Source organism: Kitasatospora sp. GAS204B (assembly GCF_029892155.1).
Lineage (GTDB): Bacteria > Actinomycetota > Actinomycetes > Streptomycetales > Streptomycetaceae > Kitasatospora.
This window is the reverse complement of record NZ_JARZAG010000015.1, coordinates 98264-118050: the sequence shown is the minus strand read 5'-3', so window position 1 is coordinate 118050 and position 19787 is coordinate 98264. Positions and strand designations below refer to the sequence as shown.

At 72.3% G+C, this 19787-nt stretch carries 20 protein-coding genes and 1 riboswitch; of the genes, 13 read left to right on the top strand and 7 right to left on the bottom strand.

Features of this window, described 5'->3' with window-relative positions:
- Positions 1–6: 6 nt before the first annotated feature.
- From P3T41_RS21355 to P3T41_RS21340, 4 genes are all read right to left on the bottom strand, one after another.
- A complete protein-coding gene (locus P3T41_RS21355; RefSeq protein WP_280691582.1) occupies positions 7–3285 on the bottom strand; it encodes an error-prone DNA polymerase in 3279 nt (1092 codons plus the stop codon).
- A gap of 71 nt (positions 3286–3356) precedes the next feature.
- Entirely contained in the window at positions 3357–5039 is a 1683-nt protein-coding gene (locus P3T41_RS21350) for a DNA polymerase Y family protein (protein WP_280691581.1), read from the bottom strand.
- 1 nt (position 5040) lies between these two features.
- Positions 5041–5805 (bottom strand): hypothetical protein, encoded by a 765-nt coding sequence (locus P3T41_RS21345; RefSeq protein WP_280691580.1) that lies wholly within the window; start codon positions 5803–5805, stop codon positions 5041–5043.
- A 244-nt stretch (positions 5806–6049) separates the two neighbouring features.
- Positions 6050–6550 carry a pyridoxamine 5'-phosphate oxidase family protein gene (locus P3T41_RS21340; protein WP_280691579.1) on the bottom strand — a complete coding sequence of 167 codons (501 nt, stop codon included), beginning with the start codon at positions 6548–6550 and terminating at the stop codon, positions 6050–6052.
- Positions 6551–6810: 260 nt separating this feature from the next.
- Here P3T41_RS21340 and P3T41_RS21335 point away from each other — a divergent pair, with 260 nt between their 5' ends.
- The 6 genes from P3T41_RS21335 (at position 6811) to P3T41_RS21310 (ending at position 10963) form a co-directional block, all read left to right on the top strand.
- The gene (locus P3T41_RS21335) at positions 6811–7257 is read left to right on the top strand and encodes an SRPBCC domain-containing protein (RefSeq protein ID WP_280691578.1); all 447 of its coding nucleotides are present in this window, start codon (positions 6811–6813) and stop codon (positions 7255–7257) included.
- Positions 7254–7604 (top strand): metalloregulator ArsR/SmtB family transcription factor, encoded by a 351-nt coding sequence (locus P3T41_RS21330; RefSeq protein WP_280691577.1) that lies wholly within the window; start codon positions 7254–7256, stop codon positions 7602–7604. The genes P3T41_RS21335 and P3T41_RS21330 overlap by 4 nt, the downstream gene beginning before the upstream one ends.
- A 431-nt stretch (positions 7605–8035) precedes the next feature.
- Complete coding sequence (locus P3T41_RS21325; RefSeq protein WP_280691576.1) at positions 8036–8593, top strand: LURP-one-related family protein; 558 nt, start codon at positions 8036–8038, stop codon at positions 8591–8593.
- A 100-nt stretch (positions 8594–8693) separates the two neighbouring features.
- The gene (locus tag P3T41_RS21320) at positions 8694–9161 is read left to right on the top strand and encodes a MarR family transcriptional regulator (protein ID WP_280691575.1); all 468 of its coding nucleotides are present in this window, start codon (positions 8694–8696) and stop codon (positions 9159–9161) included.
- Between the two features lie 54 nt (positions 9162–9215).
- Positions 9216–10163 (top strand): ABC transporter ATP-binding protein, encoded by a 948-nt coding sequence (locus P3T41_RS21315; protein WP_280691574.1) that lies wholly within the window; start codon positions 9216–9218, stop codon positions 10161–10163.
- On the top strand, positions 10160–10963 hold the full coding sequence (locus P3T41_RS21310) for an ABC transporter permease subunit (protein ID WP_280691573.1): 804 nt from the start codon (positions 10160–10162) through the stop codon (positions 10961–10963). The genes P3T41_RS21315 and P3T41_RS21310 overlap by 4 nt, the downstream gene beginning before the upstream one ends.
- A gap of 62 nt (positions 10964–11025) precedes the next feature.
- Here the strand turns inward: P3T41_RS21310 and P3T41_RS21305 are convergent, their stop codons facing one another.
- Positions 11026–11922: an NAD(P)-dependent oxidoreductase gene (locus P3T41_RS21305; RefSeq protein WP_280691572.1), complete on the bottom strand. Its 897-nt coding sequence runs from the start codon at positions 11920–11922 to the stop codon at positions 11026–11028.
- A 401-nt stretch (positions 11923–12323) separates the two neighbouring features.
- Between P3T41_RS21305 and P3T41_RS21300 the strand changes: the two genes are divergently transcribed.
- The 3 genes from P3T41_RS21300 to P3T41_RS21290 all read left to right on the top strand — a co-directional run bounded on the left by P3T41_RS21300 (position 12324) and on the right by P3T41_RS21290 (position 14323).
- Positions 12324–12902, top strand: a complete 579-nt coding sequence (locus tag P3T41_RS21300; protein ID WP_280691571.1) for a DUF4865 family protein — start codon at positions 12324–12326, stop codon at positions 12900–12902.
- A gap of 72 nt (positions 12903–12974) precedes the next feature.
- Positions 12975–13385: a carboxymuconolactone decarboxylase family protein gene (locus tag P3T41_RS21295; protein ID WP_280691570.1), complete on the top strand. Its 411-nt coding sequence runs from the start codon at positions 12975–12977 to the stop codon at positions 13383–13385.
- The gene (locus tag P3T41_RS21290) at positions 13382–14323 is read left to right on the top strand and encodes a phosphotriesterase (protein ID WP_280691569.1); all 942 of its coding nucleotides are present in this window, start codon (positions 13382–13384) and stop codon (positions 14321–14323) included. Before P3T41_RS21295 ends, P3T41_RS21290 begins: the two co-directional genes overlap by 4 nt.
- Positions 14324–14409: 86 nt before the next feature.
- Here P3T41_RS21290 and P3T41_RS21285 read toward each other — a convergent pair whose 3' ends face one another.
- On the bottom strand, positions 14410–14745 hold the full coding sequence (locus P3T41_RS21285) for a MoaF N-terminal domain-containing protein (RefSeq protein WP_280691568.1): 336 nt from the start codon (positions 14743–14745) through the stop codon (positions 14410–14412).
- 189 nt (positions 14746–14934) lie between these two features.
- On the opposite strand from P3T41_RS21285, the gene P3T41_RS21280 reads away from it, so the two are divergent.
- The 3 genes from P3T41_RS21280 to P3T41_RS21270 all read left to right on the top strand — a co-directional run bounded on the left by P3T41_RS21280 (position 14935) and on the right by P3T41_RS21270 (position 17211).
- Entirely contained in the window at positions 14935–15129 is a 195-nt protein-coding gene (locus tag P3T41_RS21280; protein ID WP_280691567.1) for a DUF1059 domain-containing protein, read from the top strand.
- Positions 15130–15329: 200 nt separating this feature from the next.
- On the top strand, positions 15330–16388 hold the full coding sequence (locus tag P3T41_RS21275) for a class I SAM-dependent methyltransferase (RefSeq protein ID WP_280691566.1): 1059 nt from the start codon (positions 15330–15332) through the stop codon (positions 16386–16388).
- A gap of 73 nt (positions 16389–16461) precedes the next feature.
- Positions 16462–17211: a helix-turn-helix transcriptional regulator gene (locus P3T41_RS21270; RefSeq protein WP_280691565.1), complete on the top strand. Its 750-nt coding sequence runs from the start codon at positions 16462–16464 to the stop codon at positions 17209–17211.
- A gap of 522 nt (positions 17212–17733) precedes the next feature.
- On the opposite strand, the gene P3T41_RS21265 is transcribed toward P3T41_RS21270, so the two are convergent.
- Positions 17734–18126, bottom strand: coding sequence for a ribonuclease domain-containing protein (locus P3T41_RS21265; protein ID WP_280691564.1), 393 nt, complete (start codon positions 18124–18126; stop codon positions 17734–17736).
- A gap of 245 nt (positions 18127–18371) precedes the next feature.
- Positions 18372–18562: riboswitch (cyclic di-AMP (ydaO/yuaA leader) on the top strand.
- 2 nt (positions 18563–18564) lie between these two features.
- Here P3T41_RS21265 and P3T41_RS21260 point away from each other — a divergent pair.
- Positions 18565–19779 (top strand): glycoside hydrolase family 16 protein, encoded by a 1215-nt coding sequence (locus P3T41_RS21260; protein ID WP_280691563.1) that lies wholly within the window; start codon positions 18565–18567, stop codon positions 19777–19779.
- The last annotated feature ends 8 nt before the right edge of the window (positions 19780–19787 follow it).

Sequence of the window (19787 nt, the reverse complement as noted above, 5' to 3'; positions counted from 1 at the left end):
GCCGGATCAGATCGCCACCCGCAGCGGCCGGATCCTGGTGGCGACCACGTTGGTGGCGCCCTGGTTGCGTTCGACATGGCCGTGGATGAGCAGCCCGGCCCGGTCGAGGGCGGTGCGACGCTGGGGCTCCCAGACCGGGCGGTTGCAGACCACGTTGATCAGACCGGTCTCGTCCTCCAGGCTGAGGAAGAGCACCCCGCCCGCCGTGGGCGGTCGCTGACGATGCGTCACCAGTCCGCCGACCAGGACCGGGCTGCCGTGGGCCAGCGCGGGCAGGTCGACCGCGCAGGTGGCGCCGATATGGGTCAGGTCGGGGCGGACGTGCTCGACCGGGTGGCTGGTGGCGGAGGATCCGGTGGCCCACAGGTCGGCGATGGTCTCCTCGACGGGTGTCATCGCCGGGAGTTCGGGCGCGACCGTCCCCGGAGTGGTGCCGGGCAGCAGGCCCTTGTCGCCACCGAGGGCCAGGGCGCCAGCCGACCACAGGGCCTGACGCCTGGTCAACCCGAAGCAGCGGAACGCCCCTGCGGTGGCCAGCGCCTCCAGGACCGGAGCCGACAGGGCGGTGCGGTGCGCGAAGTCCTCCAGCCCCCGGTACGGCTGCCCGGCGGCCACCGCCTGCGCCTGCTCCTCGCCGAGACCGCGCACGGTGGCCAGCCCGAGCCGGATCGCCGGGTCGTCCCGAGGTCCCTCCAGGGTCGGGCCCGCCGCGCTGAGGTTGACGTCCACCGGGTGCACCGTCACGCCGTGCCGACGGGCGTCCGTGATCAGGCTGAGCGGCGAGTAGAAGCCCATCGGCTGGTTCGCCAGCAGTGCGCAGGTGAAGGCCGCCGGGTAGTGGTACTTCAACCAGGCGCTGGCATACACCAGGTAGGCGAAGCTGATCGAATGGCTCTCCGGGAAGCCGTAGTTGGAGAAGGCCTCGATCTTGGTGAAGATGTCCTCGGCGATCTGTGACGGGATGCCGCGTTCCGCCATCCCGTCCAGCAGCCGCTGGCGCAGCTCGGCCACCCGCTGGTGCGAGCGCTTGGCGCCCATCGCCTGGCGCAGCCGGTCGGCCTCGGCGCCGGTGAACCCCGCGCAGTCGATGGCCAGTTGCATCATCTGCTCCTGGAACAGCGGGACTCCGAGGGTCTTGTCCAGGGCCCGTTTCATCAGCGGGTGCGGGCAGTCGGCCTTCTCCTGCCCGGCCCGGCGGCGCAGGTAGGGGTGGACCGAACCGCCCTGGATCGGACCGGGCCGGATCAGGGCGACCTCCACCACCAGGTCGTAGAACTCGGTCGGCTTCAGCCTCGGCAGGGTGGACATCTGGGCCCGCGACTCGACCTGGAACACCCCGACGGTGTCGGCCCGGCAGAGCATCCGGTAGACCTTCTCGTCCTCCTTCGGGATGCTGTCGAGGTCGAGTCGGCGACCGTGGTGCTCGGCCACCAGGGTGCAGGCGTCGTGCAGGGCGGAGAGCATGCCGAGCCCCAGCAGGTCGATCTTGACCAGGCCCGCACCGGCCGTCGACTCCTTGTCCCACTGCAGCACTGAACGGCCCGGCATCCGGGCCCACTCGGTCGGGCAGATCTGGCCGATCGGCTGTCCGGTCAGCACCATGCCGCCCGAGTGGATGCCCAAGTGGCGTGGGAGTCCGCTGAGTTGGCTCCCCAGATCGAGCACGTCGGCCGGGATCACGGCGTCCGCGCCGGGGGCGGAGTGGAAGTCGACCTGCCGGGAGAAAGCGTTCACCTGATCCATCGGGTAGCCGAGCACCCGCGCCGCGTCGCGCAGCGCGAGCCGCGGGCGGTAGGTGATCACGTTGGCCACCTGGGCGGCGTGCGCGCGGCCGTAGCGCTGGTAGACGTACTGGATCACCTCCTCGCGGCGCCGGTGCTCGATGTCCAGATCGATGTCGGGCGGGCCGTCCCGCTCCATGCTGAGGAAGCGTTCGAAGAGCAGCCCGTAGTGGATCGGGTCGACGGCGGTGATGCCGAGCGCGTAGCAGACCGCCGAGTTGGCGGCCGAACCGCGCCCCTGGCACCAGATGTCCTGCTTGTGGCAGAACTCCACCAGGTCGTGGACGATCAGGAAGTAGCCCGCCAGGTCCCGCTGGCGGATCACGTCGAGTTCCCTGGCCAGCTGAGCCTGAGCCGCCTGGTGGCCCGGGCCGAAGCGGCGCTCCGCGCCCTGGAGCGTCAGTTCGCGCAGGCGGCTGAACCCGGTGTGCCCGTCCGGTACCGGGAAGACCGGCAACTCCGGCTTCAAGGTGGTGAATTCGAAGGAGCAGGCGCGGCCGAGTTCGGCGGTGGCCGCCCGCACCCCGGGGAACCGGGCCAGCCGGGCCGCCATCTCGGCCCCCGAGCGCAGGTGCGCGGTGCCCGCCGCCCTGGTCCACCCGGCGGCCTGGGAAAGCGTCTTCCGGGCCTGCAGTGCGGCCAGCCCCTGCGCCAGCCGCCCCTGGGCGGGGGAGGCGTGGTGCACGTTGTTGGAGGCGACCACCGCGAGGCCGGCCCGGGCGGCCAGTGCCGCCAGCGCGTCGTTGCGCGGGTCGTCCCCGGGCAGCCGGTGGTCGATCAGCTCGACGAAGACGTTCGCCGTCCCGAACGCCTCGGTGAGCAGCAGCAGTTCGCGCAGCGCTGCGTCCGGTCCGCGCTCCTCCAGGGCCCGCCGCACCCGGCCGTTGCGGCAGCCGGTGAGCACCGCCCACTCGCCGCCGTGCGCCTGGGCGAGTTCCTCGAACGTGTAGGCGGGCCGGCCCTTGCCCTCGCCGGCCAGCTGGGCGGTGGCGATCGCGGCGGACAGGCGCTGGTAGCCCTCGGCGGAGCGGGCCAGGACCAGTAGGTGCTCGCCACGCAGGCCTGGCGCACCAGGTGCGGTGGGCATGCCGGGTACGCCGGGGGAATGGGCCGCGTCGGGGGAGCCCCGCAGGTTGAGCTCGGCGCCGAAGACGGTGCGCAGGCCGGTGTCCTTGGCGGCCAGATGGAGCCGGACCGCGCCGTAGAGCCCGTCGTGGTCGGTGATCGCCAGGGTCTCCACGCCCAGCCGCAGCGCCTCGGCGACCAGGTCCTCCGGTTCGCTCGCGCCGTCCAGGAAGCTGAACGCGGAGTGCACGTGCAACTCGGCCCAGGGGACGCCCTTACGGGGCCCGGACGGCCGGGGTGGCCCGGGCAGGCGCAGCACGTCGGCGCCCGCACCCGGGTCCGGGTGGTGGCCGCCGTCCCGGCCGTGCGTCCGGTCGCGGCCGTGCATCCGGTCCCGGAGTTCGCTCCAGGGGAGCTTGGACTGACTGTCGAATCCCATGGTGCCGGGCCGTTCGTTCTTCGTGCTGCTCGGAAGTTCCGTTCGAAATCTCACCGTCGACTGATGGATCGTCAGGTATAGGCCGCCTCCACCGCCCAGCCCCCGCCCTCCAGGACGAGCAGCAGCGCCCGCCCGTCGGCGAGGGTGACCTGGAACCGGGCCCGGCGCCGCGCCAGGTCCGGGTCCCACCACCGCTCGACGGCGGGCCACGGCCCGGCCCAGCCGGTGATCACCGTCACCCGTCCGTCCAGCACCAACTGGACCGGCGGCGCGGAGACCTCGGCCCGCCCGGTCACGGTGACCGGCAGTCCGGCCGTGTCCAGCACGGTCACCGGCACCGGTGCCGACGGCACCACGCCGGGCGCCGGGTGGCCGAGCCGTCCCGGCCAGGGCGCGTCCCGGTCGGCGGCCGGCGCAGGCCGCTCGCCCCAGGGCACCCTGACCAGCACCTCGTCCGGACCGCGCCCGCCGATCCGTTCCACCCGGCTCAGCCCGCCGTACCCCAGCAGCGCCTGCACCCGGGCCGCCGCCCGCTCCACCCGGTCCTCGACCACCGCCTGGCCCCAGAGCGCCAACTGCCGCCCGTGGTCGGCCACCAGCTCGTCCGGCGCCAGCCGCAGCGCGGTGAACCCGCCGGTGGTGGGCGCGAAGAACCCCGAGCCCTGCCAGGCCTGCAGCTGCCAGCGCACCCGCTCGGCCAGCGCGGGCGCGGACAGCCTCCCCTCGTGCTGCCAGAGCCGGGCGGCGCTGCTGCCGTCCGCGCAGGTCACCTCCACGGCCACCCGGCGGCAGGCCAGCCCGGCCCCGGCCAGCGCCTCGTGCAGGCGCTCGGCGAGTGCGCGGCCGACGAAGACCAGCGGTTCGACCAGCAACTCGGGCGGGTCGAAGCGCTGCTCGACCGCCAGGTCGGGCCCAGCCGTTCGACCGGCCGGCGGGCGGGCGGTCCGGCCTCGGGCCAGCCGGTGCGCGGCTCGCCCGGCGGGCCCGAACCGGTCGGCCACGGTGGCCGCCGGCAGCCGGGCGAAGTCGCCCAGCGTGGGCACGCCGAGCCGCACCAGCAGCTCGGCCAGCGGTTCGTCCTCCAGCGCGGCGACCGGGTAGGGGGCCAGGAACTCGGCCGTCCGGCCGGCGGGCACCAGCACCCCGGCGCGGGCGGCGAGCGCGGCGGCGAAGACGCCGTCCGCCACCCCGGCCTGCGGGGCTGGGGCAGCGGTGGGCTCAGGGGCGGCAGCCGGCGCCGTCACCGGCGTCACCGGCCCGCCCCAGTCCGTGTCGCGGTCCGCCTCCGCCCCCTCGCCCACCCGCAGCTCGGCCAGCGCCGCCAGCACCGCCGCGACCAGTGCCCGCTCCCCGCCGAAGTAGCGGGCCGGTCCCTTCACCTGGATCGCGCAGAGCCCGGGCCGCAGCACCTCCACCCGAGGCGTGAACGACTCGACGGCGACCAGCACGGGCTCGAAGCAGCGGGTCTCGCCCGCCGGGTCCCGCTCCCGCAGCCGCAGCTCGGGGCAGAGCCGGTGGGCCAGCCGGAGCCGCTGCCCGCGTCGCACCCCGGCCAGCCGCGCCGCGTTCGAACAGGCCAGCACTCGGCCGCCCTCCACCACGGCCACCGCCTGGCCGGGCTCCGCCACTCCACCGGTGGCGACGATCGGCCAGTCCGGGTACCAGATCACCAGCACGCGCACCGGGTCGACCAGGACGTCATCGGCCAGGGCCGCACCGGTACCGGCGGCGTCACTCTTCTCGACAGCAGTCATCTCACACCGCCGTCAGCCGCTCCCGTCCCACCGCGTCGCCCGACTCCTCGTCGAGCCCCACCCCGACGGCGGCGGGCCCGAGGGCACCGTCCCGCGTCTCGTCCATCCCGGAAGCCATCCCGGAGGTCATCCCCGGAGCCGCACCAGATGCCGCCCCCGGGGCCTCCGCCGCCGCCCGGACCACCCCGTGCTCGTCCGGCAGCCAGACCCGCGCCGTCCGCCCACGCGCGGCCGCGCCCCGGCCCTCGACCTGAACCAGCGCCTGCCGCCCGGCCAGCAGCCCGTACCCGGGCCCGAGCCCGACCCAGCGGCTCTCCCGCACGCTCAGCCGCAGCTCCGCCCCCGGCCACTCGCCGGCCACCAGCAGCACGCACCCGCTCCGCCGCAGCACCGCCCCGAGCCGGGCCGCCAGCTGCGGCGCCACCACCCCGGACGGGCGCAGCAGGATCACCTCCACCGCCCCCGCCAGCGCCGCCACCACCTCGGGCCACTGCCGCCCGGGCGCGTCCACCAGGAGCAGCCGCCCGGGGTCGATCCCGTACCCGCTGGCCGCCAGCAACCCGAGCTCGGGCAGCCCCACCGCCGCGTACCACCCGTCCCGGTTCCCCGAGGCGAGCGCCAGCAGCAGCCCGGCGTCGTCCTGCACCGACACCGCCACCCCACGCCGCAATCCGCCCGCAGGCAGCATCCCGGCCAGCGCGGCGGGCACCGGCACGGGCGCCGGCGCCGGTGCCGCCTGTGGCTGGAGGAGGACGGGGGTGGCCATGGGTCCAGGATCGAACATCCGTTCGCAAAGATTCAAGTCAGAATCGAACTAGTGCGCCAATTCGATGGGCGCGGTCACGCTCGGTGTCACGGCGCCGGGGTGCAAACTGTCACCGGGATCGACCAGGGTGTGAGGCCGTCGGTGGCTCGGTCTCCTCCCGGCGGGGCTACCTGCGGTCAGGTCGACCTCCGCTGCGACGGGACGCCGGTCCACACAGGTCAACGCGACTCGTGAGTGAGGGTGTTCAGGCGCCGCGTTCGCGCTCGTCCCGCTGCCGGGCCAGCTCCTCGACCGCGCTCGGGAGGGTCGTCTCGAAGTCGATCAGTTTCGCCCACGTCGGGGTCACCACGATCCGGACCATGCCGTCGTAGAGCGAGCGGACGCCGGCCTCCCACTCGACCCGTTGCTCGGGCGTCATTGTGTAACTGCCGTTCATCTGGAGGAACTCGTCCGGGATGCCCTCGACGGCGTCCAGCTCGGCCCGACCGCGGATGAGCAGGATCTTCGGTGGGTGCACCTCGGTGTCGATCGTCAGGGCAACCGCCGGGTTGTGGCGCAGGGCCGGTAGCTTCGCGGCGTTCTTCGCTGTGCACATGACGAATTCCGAGCCGTTCCAGACGAAGCCGATCGGAATGGCCCGGGGTGTGCCGTCCTTGGCGACGTAGGCCAGGCGGGTCAGGTCGCGGGCCAGGAGTTCCTGGCTGATCGGACGGTTCAGGACCTCGGAAATCTCGCTCGGCCGCATGGTTCGGACCCACCTTCCAACGGTCGTCCACCAGTCTCCCCAGCTTAGGAGGTCCCGGGAGCCCGGGCCCTGGTCGCGAGAGTGCTGGTGCGGATCTGCGCAGCCCTGGCCCCGCTGCCGGATGCCGGCCGCATCCGATGAGGCCGATGGAGAGCGGCTCTCGATCGGCGTGCAACCTCTAGGTTGCACCTGAAGAGACGATGTGCAACTCTGAAGTTGCATCCAATGGCGGAAGTAGTGGACGGAAAGGAGATCCCCTCATGAGCGAGGACCGGATCGAACGCGAAACCCTGATCGGGGCGCCCCTGGAGCGGGTCTGGTCGCTGGTGGCCCAACCCGGTTTCTGGGTGGCCGACAAGGCCAGCCTGCCCGGCACCGTGGCCAGGGCGGGCGAGTCGATGGTGGCGAAGAACTCCGAGTACGGCGATTTTCCGGTGCGCGTGGAGAAGGTCGAACCGCCGACGTACCTGGCGTACCGCTGGGCCAGCGCGTTCCCCGGGGCGGAGCTGCGCGAGGACAACAGCACCCTCGTGGAGTTCACGCTGACCCCGGAAGGCGACAGGACGAGGCTGCGCGTCGTGGAGAGCGGGTTCGCGGCGCTGGCCGGGTCCGAGGAGCTGCGCGGCAAGGCGGTCACGGACAACACCGGCGGCTGGCCCCTGGAGCTCGACGCGCTCAAGAAGCGCGCGGAGGAGTCGTCCGCGTGACGGAGGAACCCCGCGCCGCCGGGCCGGTCGACAGCGTCCTGGCCGCACTGGCCGACCCGACGCGGCGTCAGCTGCTGAATCTGCTGGCCGCCCAGGGCGAGGCCACTGCCACCACGCTCGCCGAAAGGCTTCCCGTCTCGCGGCAGGCGGTGGTCAAGCACCTCGCCGTCCTGGACGCCGCCGGGCTGGTCTCCGGAAGCCGGGTCGGCCGTGAGGTGCGGTACGCGGTGCGGTCCGCAGCGCTGGACGCGACCGCGCGTTGGATGGCCTCGCTCGCGGCCGACTGGGATCGGCGACTGGCAACCATCAAGCGCCTCGCCGAGGCGGCGGAACAGGATTCGTCCTAGGGCCTCTCTTACGGATCTTGTCGGATCAGCGCGCGGCTCCCCCAGCCTTCGGCCGGGAGGTGCCCCCACGGCGCCCGGCTGGGCGTGCCGGCGGATCGTCCTCGTACTGGGTCGTACTTGGATGATTCGCCGGTGCGTCCAGGCGGGATGCCCGGCGTCGCGCGCCCGGCAAGATCCGTACGAGAGGCCCTAGCCGGAAGACCGTTCAGCAGCACCCCGCACGAGCTGGCGTCGGCACCCGAACGGGTCCCGGTGAGTGACCGTCAGCGGTCACCGGTGTCAGCCGCGCACCGGATCCACCGTGAACAGCGGCTCGCAGCCGGCCGGGATTCCCCCCGGCCGGCTGCGCCGTCACCCGCACCCTGACCGCGAACCGCCGAGCGGCGCCGCGCATCGCGGTCACACCGTGGTAGCCGGGTGTTCCGCGCGCGATGGGCCAGGATGTCCCTGGCGCGGTGGTGCCGCGCGACGAGGACGAGACGAGGAGCGGGCCGGTGGGGAAGTACCAGGTCAGGGAGAAGATCTTCGCGATCGGGGACGACTACTGGATCGAGGACGAGCACGGCGAGAAGGCGTTCCTGGTGGACGCCAAGGTGCTGCGCATCCGTGACACCTTCGAGCTGCGCGACCCGAACGGCCGGGTGGCGGCGGTGATCAAGGCGAAGGCGCTGTCGATCCGGGACGCCATGAAGATCGAGGACGCGCACGGGGAGGTGGTCGCCACGGTGCGCAAGAAGCTCTTCACGCCGTTCCGCGACAAGTACCACGTCGAGCTGCGTGACGGTGGGGAGTTGGAGATCCACGGCGACCTGATCGACAAGGACTACCGGATCGAGCGGCACGGCGAGAGGGTCGCCGAGATCTCCCGCAAGTGGTTCCGGTTCCGCGACACCTACGGAGTCCGGATCGCCGACGACGCGGACACCGCTCTGCTGCTCGCGGTGGCGGTCTGCGTCGACCACCTGGTGCACCAGGAGAACGGCGGCTGACGCGGCGCCGGGATCCGCCCCGCCGCTCCAGCTCTCTTGCCCTGGGCTTGCCGGAGGCGTTGAATGTTCAGTAGATTCTGAACGTTCGAAACCGGATGCGATGGCAATGGATCGGGAAGCCAAACAGCGGTACGCCGAGGAGTTCGGCCTGCTCTACTCCACGCTGGGCATGCCGCCCGCGTACGGCAAGCTCCTGGGCTGGCTGATGATCTGCGACCCGCCGGACCAGACCAGCACCGAACTGGCCCGGGCGCTCCAGCTCTCCAAGGGCTCGGTGTCCACCGGCATGCGCATGCTGGAGGGCGCCAAACTCGCCCGGCGGGTGACCCGGCCGGGGCAGCGGGGGCATGCCTACGAGGTGCTCCCCGACGCCCTGATCACCGGGACCATGAACGGCAAGGCCATCTGGGGCGCCCTGAGTGTCCTGATGGCCAAGGGCGTTGAGCTGATCGGGGACGAGGACGCGCCGGAGGCCCGGCGGGTGCGCATCGCGAGGGACTTCTTCGCCTTCATCGCCGAGCGGGTGCCGGACCTCATCGAGGAATTCAAGCGGGACAACGGGCTGTAGCGGCACCGGGCAGAACCGGAGCCGGAAGCCAGAAGCAGGAAGAAGGGGGTGGCGATGACCGACATCGCCGTCGAAACGGCCGGGCTGGCCAAGCGGTACGGGAACGCCCGCACCGGCAAGACCGCCCTGGTCGGCCTCGACCTGACCGTGGAGCGTGGCGAGGTGTTCGGGTTCCTCGGGCCCAACGGCGCCGGGAAGACCACGACGATCCGCCTCCTGCTCGACCTCATCCGGCCCACGTCCGGCACGGTCCGCGTGCTGGGCGCCGATCCGCGCGACAACGCGCAGCTGCGGGGTCGGATCGGCTACCTCGCCGGGGACTTCCGGATCGACGGCCGCCAGACCGGACGCGAGGCGCTGACGTACCTCGGCGACCTGCGCGGCGGCGTCCCCGCCGCCCGCACAGCCGAGCTCGCCGAGCGCCTCGACCTCGACCTGACCCGCCGGATCAGCACCCTGTCGAAGGGCAACCGGCAGAAGGTCGGCGTCGTCCAGGCGTTCATGCACGCCCCGGAACTGCTCATCCTGGACGAGCCGACCAGCGGCCTGGACCCGTTCCTTCAGCAGCGGTTCGTCGAGCTGGTCCAGGAGGCCAGCGCCAACGGCCAGACCGTCTTCCTCTCCTCCCACGTGATGAGCGAGGTGCAGCAGACGTGCCGACGAGTCGGCGTCATCCGCGACGGTGAACTGGTCACCGTCGCGGATGTCGAGCAGCTGCGCCAGTCGGCGCACCGCAAGGTCGAGATCGCCTTCGCCGAGCGGGTCGGCGCCGAGGTCTTCGAGGCACTGCCCGGGCTGCAGAACACCGTCGTCACCGACACCCCCGACGGCGCGAGCGTGCTGCGCGCGATCCTGACCGGCAGCCCGGACGCGCTGCTGAAGGCCGCCGCCCGGTTCGAGGTGACCAGTCTGCTGGCCGAGGAGCCGGAGTTGGAGGAGATCTTCTTCACCTTCTACGAGCACGGCTCCACCGGGAACGGATCGAAGGAGTTCGCAGCATGAGCAGCACCGTCTTCCGCAAACACCTGACGGACAACCGGCGCGGCTTCCTGGGCTGGGCGCTGGCGATCACCGCGGTGGCGGCGATGTACTCGTCGATGTGGCCGGTCCTGGGGCGGAACTCGAGCCTGTCCAGCGCGATCAACTCGTTCCCGACGGCGATGCGCGACGCGTTCCACCTCCAGGACTACGGCACCGCCGCAGGCTACTTCGGCTCCACGGTCTTCGGCCTGCTCGTCCCGATCCTGCTCGCCGTGTTCGCCGTCGCCGCCGGGACGAAGTCGATCGCCGGTGACGAGGAGGCCGGGACGCTCGACCTGGTGCTGGCCCACCCCGTCCGGCGGGTGCGGCTGGCGGCCGCCCGCTGGCTCGCCGTGCTGGCCGCGATCGTCCTGGTCGGAGTGGTGCTGCTGCTCGTGGAGCTCGCCATCCGGGTACCGGCCGAGTTCACCACGATCAGCACGGCGAACCTGGCCGCCATGACCTTCCAACTGGTCCTGTTCGGATGCTGCTTCGCCTCGATCGCCTTCGGCATCGGCGCCTACACCGGCCGCCGGCTCTACGCCGTCGTCGGCGGCGCCTACGCGACGGTCGCGTCCTACCTGTGCGACTCGTTCCTGCCGCAGATCAACGGCCTGCACTGGGTCCAGGCCATCTCACCGTTCTCCTGGTACCTGGGAGGCGACCCGTTGCGCAACGGCATCCAGTGGACGCACTGCGCGCTGCTTGCCGGGTTGAGCCTCTGCTGCGCCGCCGTCGGGATCCGGGGCTTCGACCGGCGGGACGTGGCGCAGGGAGGCTGACGCCCGACCCGGACTTCGGCGCGCGTCCCCCGCCGGGCGGTTCCCCGGTCTCTGACCACCTCTCACCGGTCCTTGCCGGAGCGGAAGTCGGCGAACCCGTCCCGCCAGGACGCCCGGGTCGGGCGCCAGCCCCGGGTCACCCGGGCCAGCGTGTTGTCGGCGCCGCGCTCCCAGCCGGCCCGCCCGGTGCCGTCCCCGGTCGCATCCCCCGTCGCCGGGACCGCCGCGGGCGCCGGTGCCCCGAGGGCGGCGGCCAGCGCCGGGACCCAGTCACGCGCCGGGGCCGGCTCGTCGTCCACGATGTTGACCGTCCCGCTGGGCCAGTCCAGCGCCGCGAGCGCCGCCAGCGCCGCGTCCTCGACGTGCAGGAACGAGCTCACCGCGGCGCCGGCGGCCAGCTCGCCCCGGTGCAGCCGCTGCGCCATCAGCCCGCCGGGCGCATACCAGGTGCCCGGGCCGTAGAGGATGCCGTAGCGCAGCACCACGTGCTCGGGCAGCTCGGCGGCGGCCTGCTCCAGCGCGCGCAGCCCGCCGACCGTGGTGGCGCGCGGTTCCTCGATGGTGTCGTCCAGCGGAGTGGCCTCGGTGGCCGGGGCATCGCCGCCCTGGTACGCCCAGGAGATGGACTGCGCGACGATCCGGCCCACCCCGGCGCGCTGCGCGGCATCCACCAGGTTGCGGGTGCCCTCGCGGCGGATCCTGGCGTTCGCGGCGAGGTCCACGTCGGCGAGCGCGGTCAGCTGGTGCATGATCGCGTCCGGCGCGGCCTCGGCGACGGCCCGCTCGACCGCCGCCCGGTCGAAGACGTCCAGCCGCACCGCCTGGGCCCCGCGCTCGCGCAGCCGCGCCAGGCGCTCGGCGGAGCGCGAGGTGGCGACGACCTGGTGACCGGAGTCCAGCAACAACGGCAGCAGCCGGCGGCCGATGGCGCCGGTGGCCCCGGCGAGCAGGATGCGCATGATGGTGCTCTCTTTCGCTTGACGGTGATGCCGATATGTCGATCCGGCGTGTCGATCAAGAGGCATGTCGGTCTGACGGCATGTCGACCTGGTGATGTGTCAGCCCGGCTGCTCGGCAGCTGGCTCGGCTCGCCGCTCAGCGAGCCGCCCGCCCGCGTGGGGGTGCGGGCGGGCGGCGGTCAGGTGGGGGAGCAGCAGTTCGGGCGAACGCGTCGAGCGGCACCACGCAGATGGGTGGGCGTGGCGAACAACGCGTGAAGATTCAACAATTCAGATCACACTATTCCGTGTCTGCATGTCCCTGTCCAGCCTTTTTCGAACATTAACGCGCACTCGCTGTACCTACCAGTATGTACAGTAGCCTTGCGAAGCAGTCGAAGACAGGAGAGAGGACGCACCCGATGCACGCGATGCAGTACGAGATCACGCTGCCGGCCGACTACGACCTGGACATCATTCGCCGCCGGGTCGCGATGAAGGGTCAACTGCTGGACCAGTTCCCGGGTTTGGCGCTGAAGGCCTATCTGCTCCGGGAGCGCGGGGTGGCCGGTTCACCGGTCAACCAGTACGCGCCGTTCTATCTCTGGCGGGCGGACGAGGGGGCGAACCGCTTTCTCTGGGGACCCGGATTCCGTGGCCTCAGCGAGGACTTCGGGCGGCCGGTGGTCCGTTCCTGGCTCGGTCTGGCCGTCCAGGACGGACCTGGGCGCGAGGGAGCCCCGACCGCCGCCACCCGCCTCCGTACACCCATCGGGCCCGACCAGGACCCGGCCGAGGCGATCGAGTCGGCGCTGGCCGACCTGCCCGCCGACCGCCCGGGCGCGCACACCACCGCGCTGGCCGTCGACACCACTTGCTGGGAGCTGCTGACCTTCACCCTCTGGACCGCGACGCCCGGCCCCGAGTACGGCGAGCGCTACCAGGTCCTGCACCTGAGCCGTCCCGAACTGGCTCAACTGCCGCGCGGCCGGCACTGGTGACGAACAGTCACCCCGCCACAGCCACAGCCGCCCGCCACAGCCGCCCCGACCTCAAGAGCCAGGAGCATCCCCATGGACTTCGATCTGACCCGGGCCCGCCTCGATCGCGCGGCCGGCTACCGCCTGCTGGACGAACTGCAGGACCGCGAGACGCAGCAGGCCGCCCTGCCCGCGCTGGAGCGGATCGCCCCGGGCTTCCCGGACTGGATCGTGACCAGCCTCTTCGGCGGCACCTACCAGCGCCCGGGCCTGGAGCACCGCGACCGTCAGCTGATCAACATCACCGCGCTGGCCGCCCTCGGCGGTGTCGACCCGCAGCTCACCGGGCACATCCGCAGCGGCCTGCGGGTCGGGCTGACCCGGCAGCAGGTGGTCGAGGTCTTCGTCCACCTCGCGCCCTACCTCGGCACCCCGAAGGCGCTCGCCGCGCTGCGCGTCGCGGCGGCCACCTTCGAGGCGCTGGACGCGCGGGAGCAGGCATGACCGCCGAAAGCACCGCCACCGCCGAAAGCACCGCCGCCGTCCGCACCGTGCTCGGCGATCTCGATCCGGCCGAGCTGGGCGTCACCGACGCGCACGACCATCTCTTCCTCCGCAGCCCCAGGCTCCCCGGTCAGGAGCTGGACGACCCGGTCGCCGCGGGCGCCGAACTCGTGGCGTTCCGCGCGGCGGGCGGGCAGGCGGTGATCCAGTGGACGCCGTACGGCATGGGCCGTCGCGCCGCCGAACTGCCCGCCCTGGCCCGGGCGGCCGGCGTGCACCTGGTCGCGGCCACCGGGCTGCACCAGGCCGGGCACTACGAGCGGCTCCCCGACCTCGACACCCTCGCCGAACTCTTCGTCCGCGAGCTGACCGTGGGCATCGGCACCGGACCCGACGCTCCCCGGGCCGGCCTGATCAAGGTCGCGGGCGGATACCACGGCCTGGACGCGCACGCCCGCCGCACCATGACGGCCGCCGCCGAGGCGCACCACGCCACCGGCGCGCCGATCGCCGTCCACCACGAGCACGGCACCGCCGCCCCCGAGGTGGCCGAACTGCTCTGCGACCGCCTCGGCGTGCCGCCGAGCAGCCTGATCCTCGGCCACCTCAACCGCTACCCCGAGCCGAGGGTCCACCAGGACCTGGCCGCCACCGGCGCGTACCTGGCCTTCGACGGACCCTCCCGCGCGCACCACGCCACCGACTGGCGGTTGCTCGACTGCCTGGTCACGCTCGCCGAGGCAGGCTACGGCGAGCGCCTGCTGCTCGGCGGGGACACCGTGGTCAGGTCGGCGCGGGCGGCCGACGGTGCGGGCCCGGGGATGCCGTTCCTGCTCACCGGCCTGCGCCCGAGGCTGCACCGCGCGCTGGGCGAGGAGCGGACCGACCTGATCTTCCGGCAGAACCCGGCCCGCGCCTTCGCGGCCGAGTGGCGCTGAGCGGCGGCGGAAGTGGCAATGGCGACGACGGCCGCACGCGGGCTCGGGCGGTCAGACCTGACGGAACATCAGGAATGTCCGGAGCGTCAGGCCACCGGCTGCAGCGTCCCGGTGTGCAGCTCGCCGACCCGGCCGCCCTCGCCCTCGTAGGTCCAGAACACCCGGACCGTCAGCGCCGCCAGGTCCATCACGTGGCTGATCGTCATGCCGCTCTGCTCGGTCCAGCTCACGAAGTACACCTCCGGCGCGACCTGCGCGACGTGCAGCGCCACGTCCTCCCACTGGCCCGCCGACTCACCGAGGCCCTCCCAGCGCAGCCGCCGGCCGTCGGCCGAGTAGGCGTTGCGGAAGGTGGCGCCGTTGTCGACCTGGAAGAGGTAGGTCCGGCCGGCGAAGCCGGGCAGGGCAGCGGTCTCGGTCATGCTGGGGGAGGTCCTCTTCTCTGGCGGGTGTCCGGTCCGGAGCCCGGAGGTCGTGCGCCCCCAAAGCTATCCGACCGGCCCGGCGGAGAGACAATGGTTCCGCGACACGCGTGTGCTGCCGCGCGCCGGTCCTCCGGCCAGCGGGTGGCCCGCCGACGGGTGCGGCACGGCGCGGTCGGGAGGTCGATCATGCGCAAGGTCGCCGACTGCCGGGAATTCCCGAGTGAGATGAACTGCACCCTCGCCATCTCCGGCGAGGAGGAAGAGGTCGTGCGGGCCGCCGCCGAGCACGCGGTCTCGGTCCACAGCCACACCGACTCCAAGGAGCTCCGCGACCAGATCCGGTCCGGACTCAAGGACGAGCTGATCCTTCAGCACACCTGACGCCGGATGTACCTGGAACACCTGACACATCTGTCCCACCTGGCACACCGGATGCACCTGGAACACCTGGCACACCGGTTCCATCTGGGGACGGACGGTCAACAGCACACGCCCCGCCCCGGGTCCGTACGGAGAATCCCGTATGGCCCGGAGCGGGCGCCTTCTGCTGGGCTGGGAGGAGCACCTAGGAGGTGGGTCCGATGGCGGTTGACGAGGACAAGGTGATGGAGTTCCTGGGCCGGGTGGTGACCGACGGCGGAGCCGCCGTGGCCGGGTTGTGCACCTCGCTCGGCGACCGGCTCGGCCTGTACACCGCGATGGCCGGCGCCGGGCCGATGACCGCCGCCCAACTCGCCGCGCGCACCGGACTGCACGAGCGCTACCTGCGCGAGTGGCTGGCCGCCCAGGTGGCCGGTGAGTACGTGAGCTACGACCGGGACACCGACAGCTACCTGCTGCCCGACGAGCACGCGGCCGTGCTGGCCGATCCGACCGCGCCCACCTACGCGGCCGGGTTCTTCACGATGATGCAGGCGCTCTACGGCACCGAGGACCTGCTGATGGACGCGTTCCGCACCGGACAGGGGGTGGGCTGGGAGGAGCACAGCGACGCCCTGTTCGCCGGCACCGCCAAGTTCTTCCGCCCCGGTTACGCGGGCTCCCTGGTCGCCGACTGGATCCCCGCCATGAACGGCACCGAGCGCAGGCTGATGGCGGGTGCCGAGGTCGCCGACGTGGGCTGCGGGTACGGCTGGTCCACCATGCTGATGGCCAAGGCCTACCCGGCCTCGCGCTTCCACGGCTTCGACTTCCACCAGCCCTCGATCGACCGTGCCCGGGAGCTCGCGACGGAGCAGGGGCTGGCCGACCGGGTCAGCTTCGAGGTGGCCGGCGCGCAGGACTTCCCCGGTGACGGCTACGACCTGATCACCTTCTTCGACTGCCTGCACGACATGGGCGACCCCGGCGCCGCGCTGCACCACGCCGAGCGGGCGCTGGCCACCGACGGCGCCTGCATGATCGTCGAGCCGAACGCCTCGGCGGAGGTCGAGGAGAACATCAATCCGGTCGGCCGCGCCCTGGTCTCCGCCTCGGTGGCGATCTGCCTGCCCTCCGCCCTCGCCCAGCACGGGCCGCAGGCGATGGGCAACCACGCCGGTGAGGAGGCCATGCGCCACCTCGCCGACGACGCCGGCCTGCACCACTGGAAGCTGGCCGCCGAGAGCCCGGTCAACCGGGTCTACGCCGCCGCCCGGTAGCGCCGTCCCACTCCGGCCGGGTTTGTCGGGACCCGGCTTGACCCGGCCTCCGCCACGGGAGCACGCTCGTTGCGTGACACCGTCCGGGGAGGCCGGGCTGCGGCGGATCTGCGCCGTGATCGACCTGCTGCTCGACGCCGTCGACGAGGAGACCCTCCTGCCGGCGCTGTTCCCCGTGCTGCTGCGCGCGGTTCCGGGCGACAGCCTCACCTGGTCCACCCGCACCCCCAGCGGGCGCCATCCGGTCACCCTGCCCGGCGCGCTCTTCACCCCGCAGGCGATGGCGGACTTCTTCCGGTACGCCCCCGAGGACGCGCTGTTCCGGCACACCAACAGCGGTAGCGGCGTCCCGCTGCGCCGCTCCGACCTGATGTCCCGCACCGAGTACCACCGTCTGGGCACCTATGGTGCGACGCTCGGTCCGATCGGTGCCGAGTACCAGTTGGCGATGGCCTTCCCGGCCGGCTGGGCACCCGGTGGCGGCCGTCGCACCGTCGCACTGATCGTCAACCGGACCGGCAGCGACTTCCCCGACGCCGACCTGGACTCAGCCGTGCTGCTCCGCACCCGGCTGACCCACGCCCTGGACCGCCTGGCGCCGCCTGTCGCGGCGCCGCCGGTCGACCTCACCGCCCGCGAGGCGGACGTCCTCGACCTGCTGGCCCGAGGCATGACGGACGTGCAGATCGGGCACCGGCTCGCCGTCTCCGCCCGCACCGTGGACAAGCACCTGGAGCACGCCTACGCCAAGCTGCGGGTGCACAGCCGGGTGGCGGCCGCCGCGGTGTGGCGGGACGTGAGCCGCGGCATTGAGCGGGCCTGACCGCGGCATTGAGCGGACCTGACCGCGGTGGCACCATGGAGGTGAAGGGGTGCCGAAGGAGACGAACTTCGGCGACCGCGGCCGCCACATCCACCCGGAGGAGACGAACCCCGGGGCCCGACGGCGACCGCGCGTGATCCGGCATCCGGGCGCCGGCTCCGTGGAGCCCGAGGGGTATGGCGATCAAGCGACTCCGCGGTGTACCTGGGATCGCGTTCACAGCGTTTTCGACACCATGAACGGCACGCCCCCAGGGGTGGGGACGTGTTCACCTCATCAGTGAGCCCCGCCGGGCACGGCGGACGCCCACCGGGCCCCGCGCGCGACGCGTCGCCGATCCCCGACCGTGCCGACCGTGTCGCTCGACCAGGCACGACCGATCCCCGACCCCGCGCAGGACGGCCACCTCACCACTTATCTGCCCTAGGCACCCACTGGCCCGCGGTCTCGCGAACCGCGGGCCAGTGCGCTACCCGTTCCGGGTGGCCGTGCGGGCCTCACGCAGCGGTGGGCCCTGCTACCTCAGCAAGTGGTGTCGATCAGGTAGAACGACACGTAGTGGTCCGAGGTGTAGTAGTCCGAGCCGTCCTCGCCCGTGATGATCCGGCGGGTGCCGCGGGTCGGGGCGCCCGGGGTGATGACCGTGTACTCCTGGTAGTAGCCGTTCGGCTCGCTGGGCAGGACGCCCTCGCGGTTCTGGAAGGTCTCGCCGTCCTGGGAGTACGGGAAGGGGCCGCCCTGGGCGATCAGGTTGAGGGTGTCGTCGGCCTGGCTGGGCAGGGCGGTCTGGCAGATGTTGCCGCTGACGTCCGCGTGGGCGGCGGAGGCGAACATGGCGGTGGGGGCCAGGGTGAGCAGGCCGACGGTGACGACGGACGCGGTACGCGACTTCAACGCGCGTAGAAGAGTCTGCATGGACAGCAGTTTGAGGGGGCGTCAGGAAGCCTGGGAAGGTGCTGGGAGGGGGCTGAGAGAGTCTTCATGTGCATGTAACTAGCGCGCGGGGCAGGCGCCAGGTGTGCGTCGCTTTCGATGCGCGGGGTGGCCGGTGTGACTCGTGTGACATTGATGATGATCATGTCATCTGCCTACTCTGCAGGCTGCTCGCCACGCAGCGGCGGGCCCAGTCCCGGGACGCCTAGTCCTGCCTGCCCGGGGTCGGAACCAGAGCACCGCACCAGGCAGGAGCGGGGGACCCAGGTAGTACTGCCGTGTCCCCGCTCGCCTGCGTACCGCCAGGCCGGGTGAGGGTGCGGCTCGGGGTGAGGCCGACCGGCAGTCGCCGACTCGGCCGGGCCATCTTGCGGTCCGAACCCGACAGCTCACCTCGTAGGCGTCGCAAGAGGAACCTCCGTGATCCCTTCCGCCACCCCTGCGCGCCTCGGCATCCTCGCCGGTGCGCTCGGCCTGCTCGCCGTCCCGATGGTCGGCCAGGCGAACGCCCTCAGCTGGTACCCGTCGACGAGCGCCGCGCCCACCGTGACCCAGGACCGGCTGACCCCGGCCACCGCCACCACCGGCGCGGCGACCACCGCCGCCCTGACGCTGCACGCCAGCTCCTGCTTCACCGCGAAGACGGTGGGCGTGGGCGTGCGGGACGCCGCCGGCAACAACCTGGACTTCCCCGGGAACCTCAGCAACCAGCAGATCTGCCCGAGCGGGCTGTCGCTGACCACCGCCGCGCGGACCTTCGCGGGTGGGACGTACACCATGTTCGGCTTCTACCAGGACCAGGCCGGTGCCTGGCACAACCTGGCGTCGCAGACCCTGACGGTCTCGGCCGGCGGCGGCAGCACCCCGGCGCCGACCCCCGCACCCGCGCCGACCCCCACGCCGACCCCCGCCCCCGCCCCGACTCCGGCGCCCGCCCCCAGCAGCTCGCCCGTCCCCGGCAAGTCGCTGACCTGGTCCGACGAGTTCAACGGCGCGCTCGACAGCACGAAGTGGAACGACAGCTCCACCACCTCGTACAAGTACGGCAACCACAACCCGGACGACAACAAGCTCGACTGGATCGACCCGTCCGGCGTCTCGGTCGCGGGCGGCGTGGCCACCTTCACCGCGCAGCCGTCCAGCCACACCCTGGAGAACGGCAAGCAGGCCTGGACCACCGGTCTGCTCACCACCGAGGGCAGCGGGCAGGGCTTCAAGGTCAAGACCGGTGACTACGCCGAGGCCCGGGTCCAGATGCCGTCCGCGCCCGGTGCCTGGCCCGCGCTGTGGACCTGGTCGAACGGCGGCAGCGAGATCGACTCCTTCGAGTACCACCCGGACAACCCGAACCTGCTTGAGCTGACCAACCACGTCAACTTCGCGCAGAAGTACTACACCGACGCGAACGCCGTGAAGCCGGGCCAGTGGGTGACCATCGGCACCTACTACGGCGCCAACTCCGTCGACTACTACGTCAACGGCGTCAAGGTCTTCTCCGACAACACCGGCGTCGGCGCCAACTGGTCGGCCTACCTGATCCTCAACCTGTCGATCAGCGCCGGCCAGTACCACCCGGCCCCGAGCGGCTCCGCGCCGATCAGCTTCGCCGCGGACTACGTGCGGGTGTACCGCTGACAATTGAC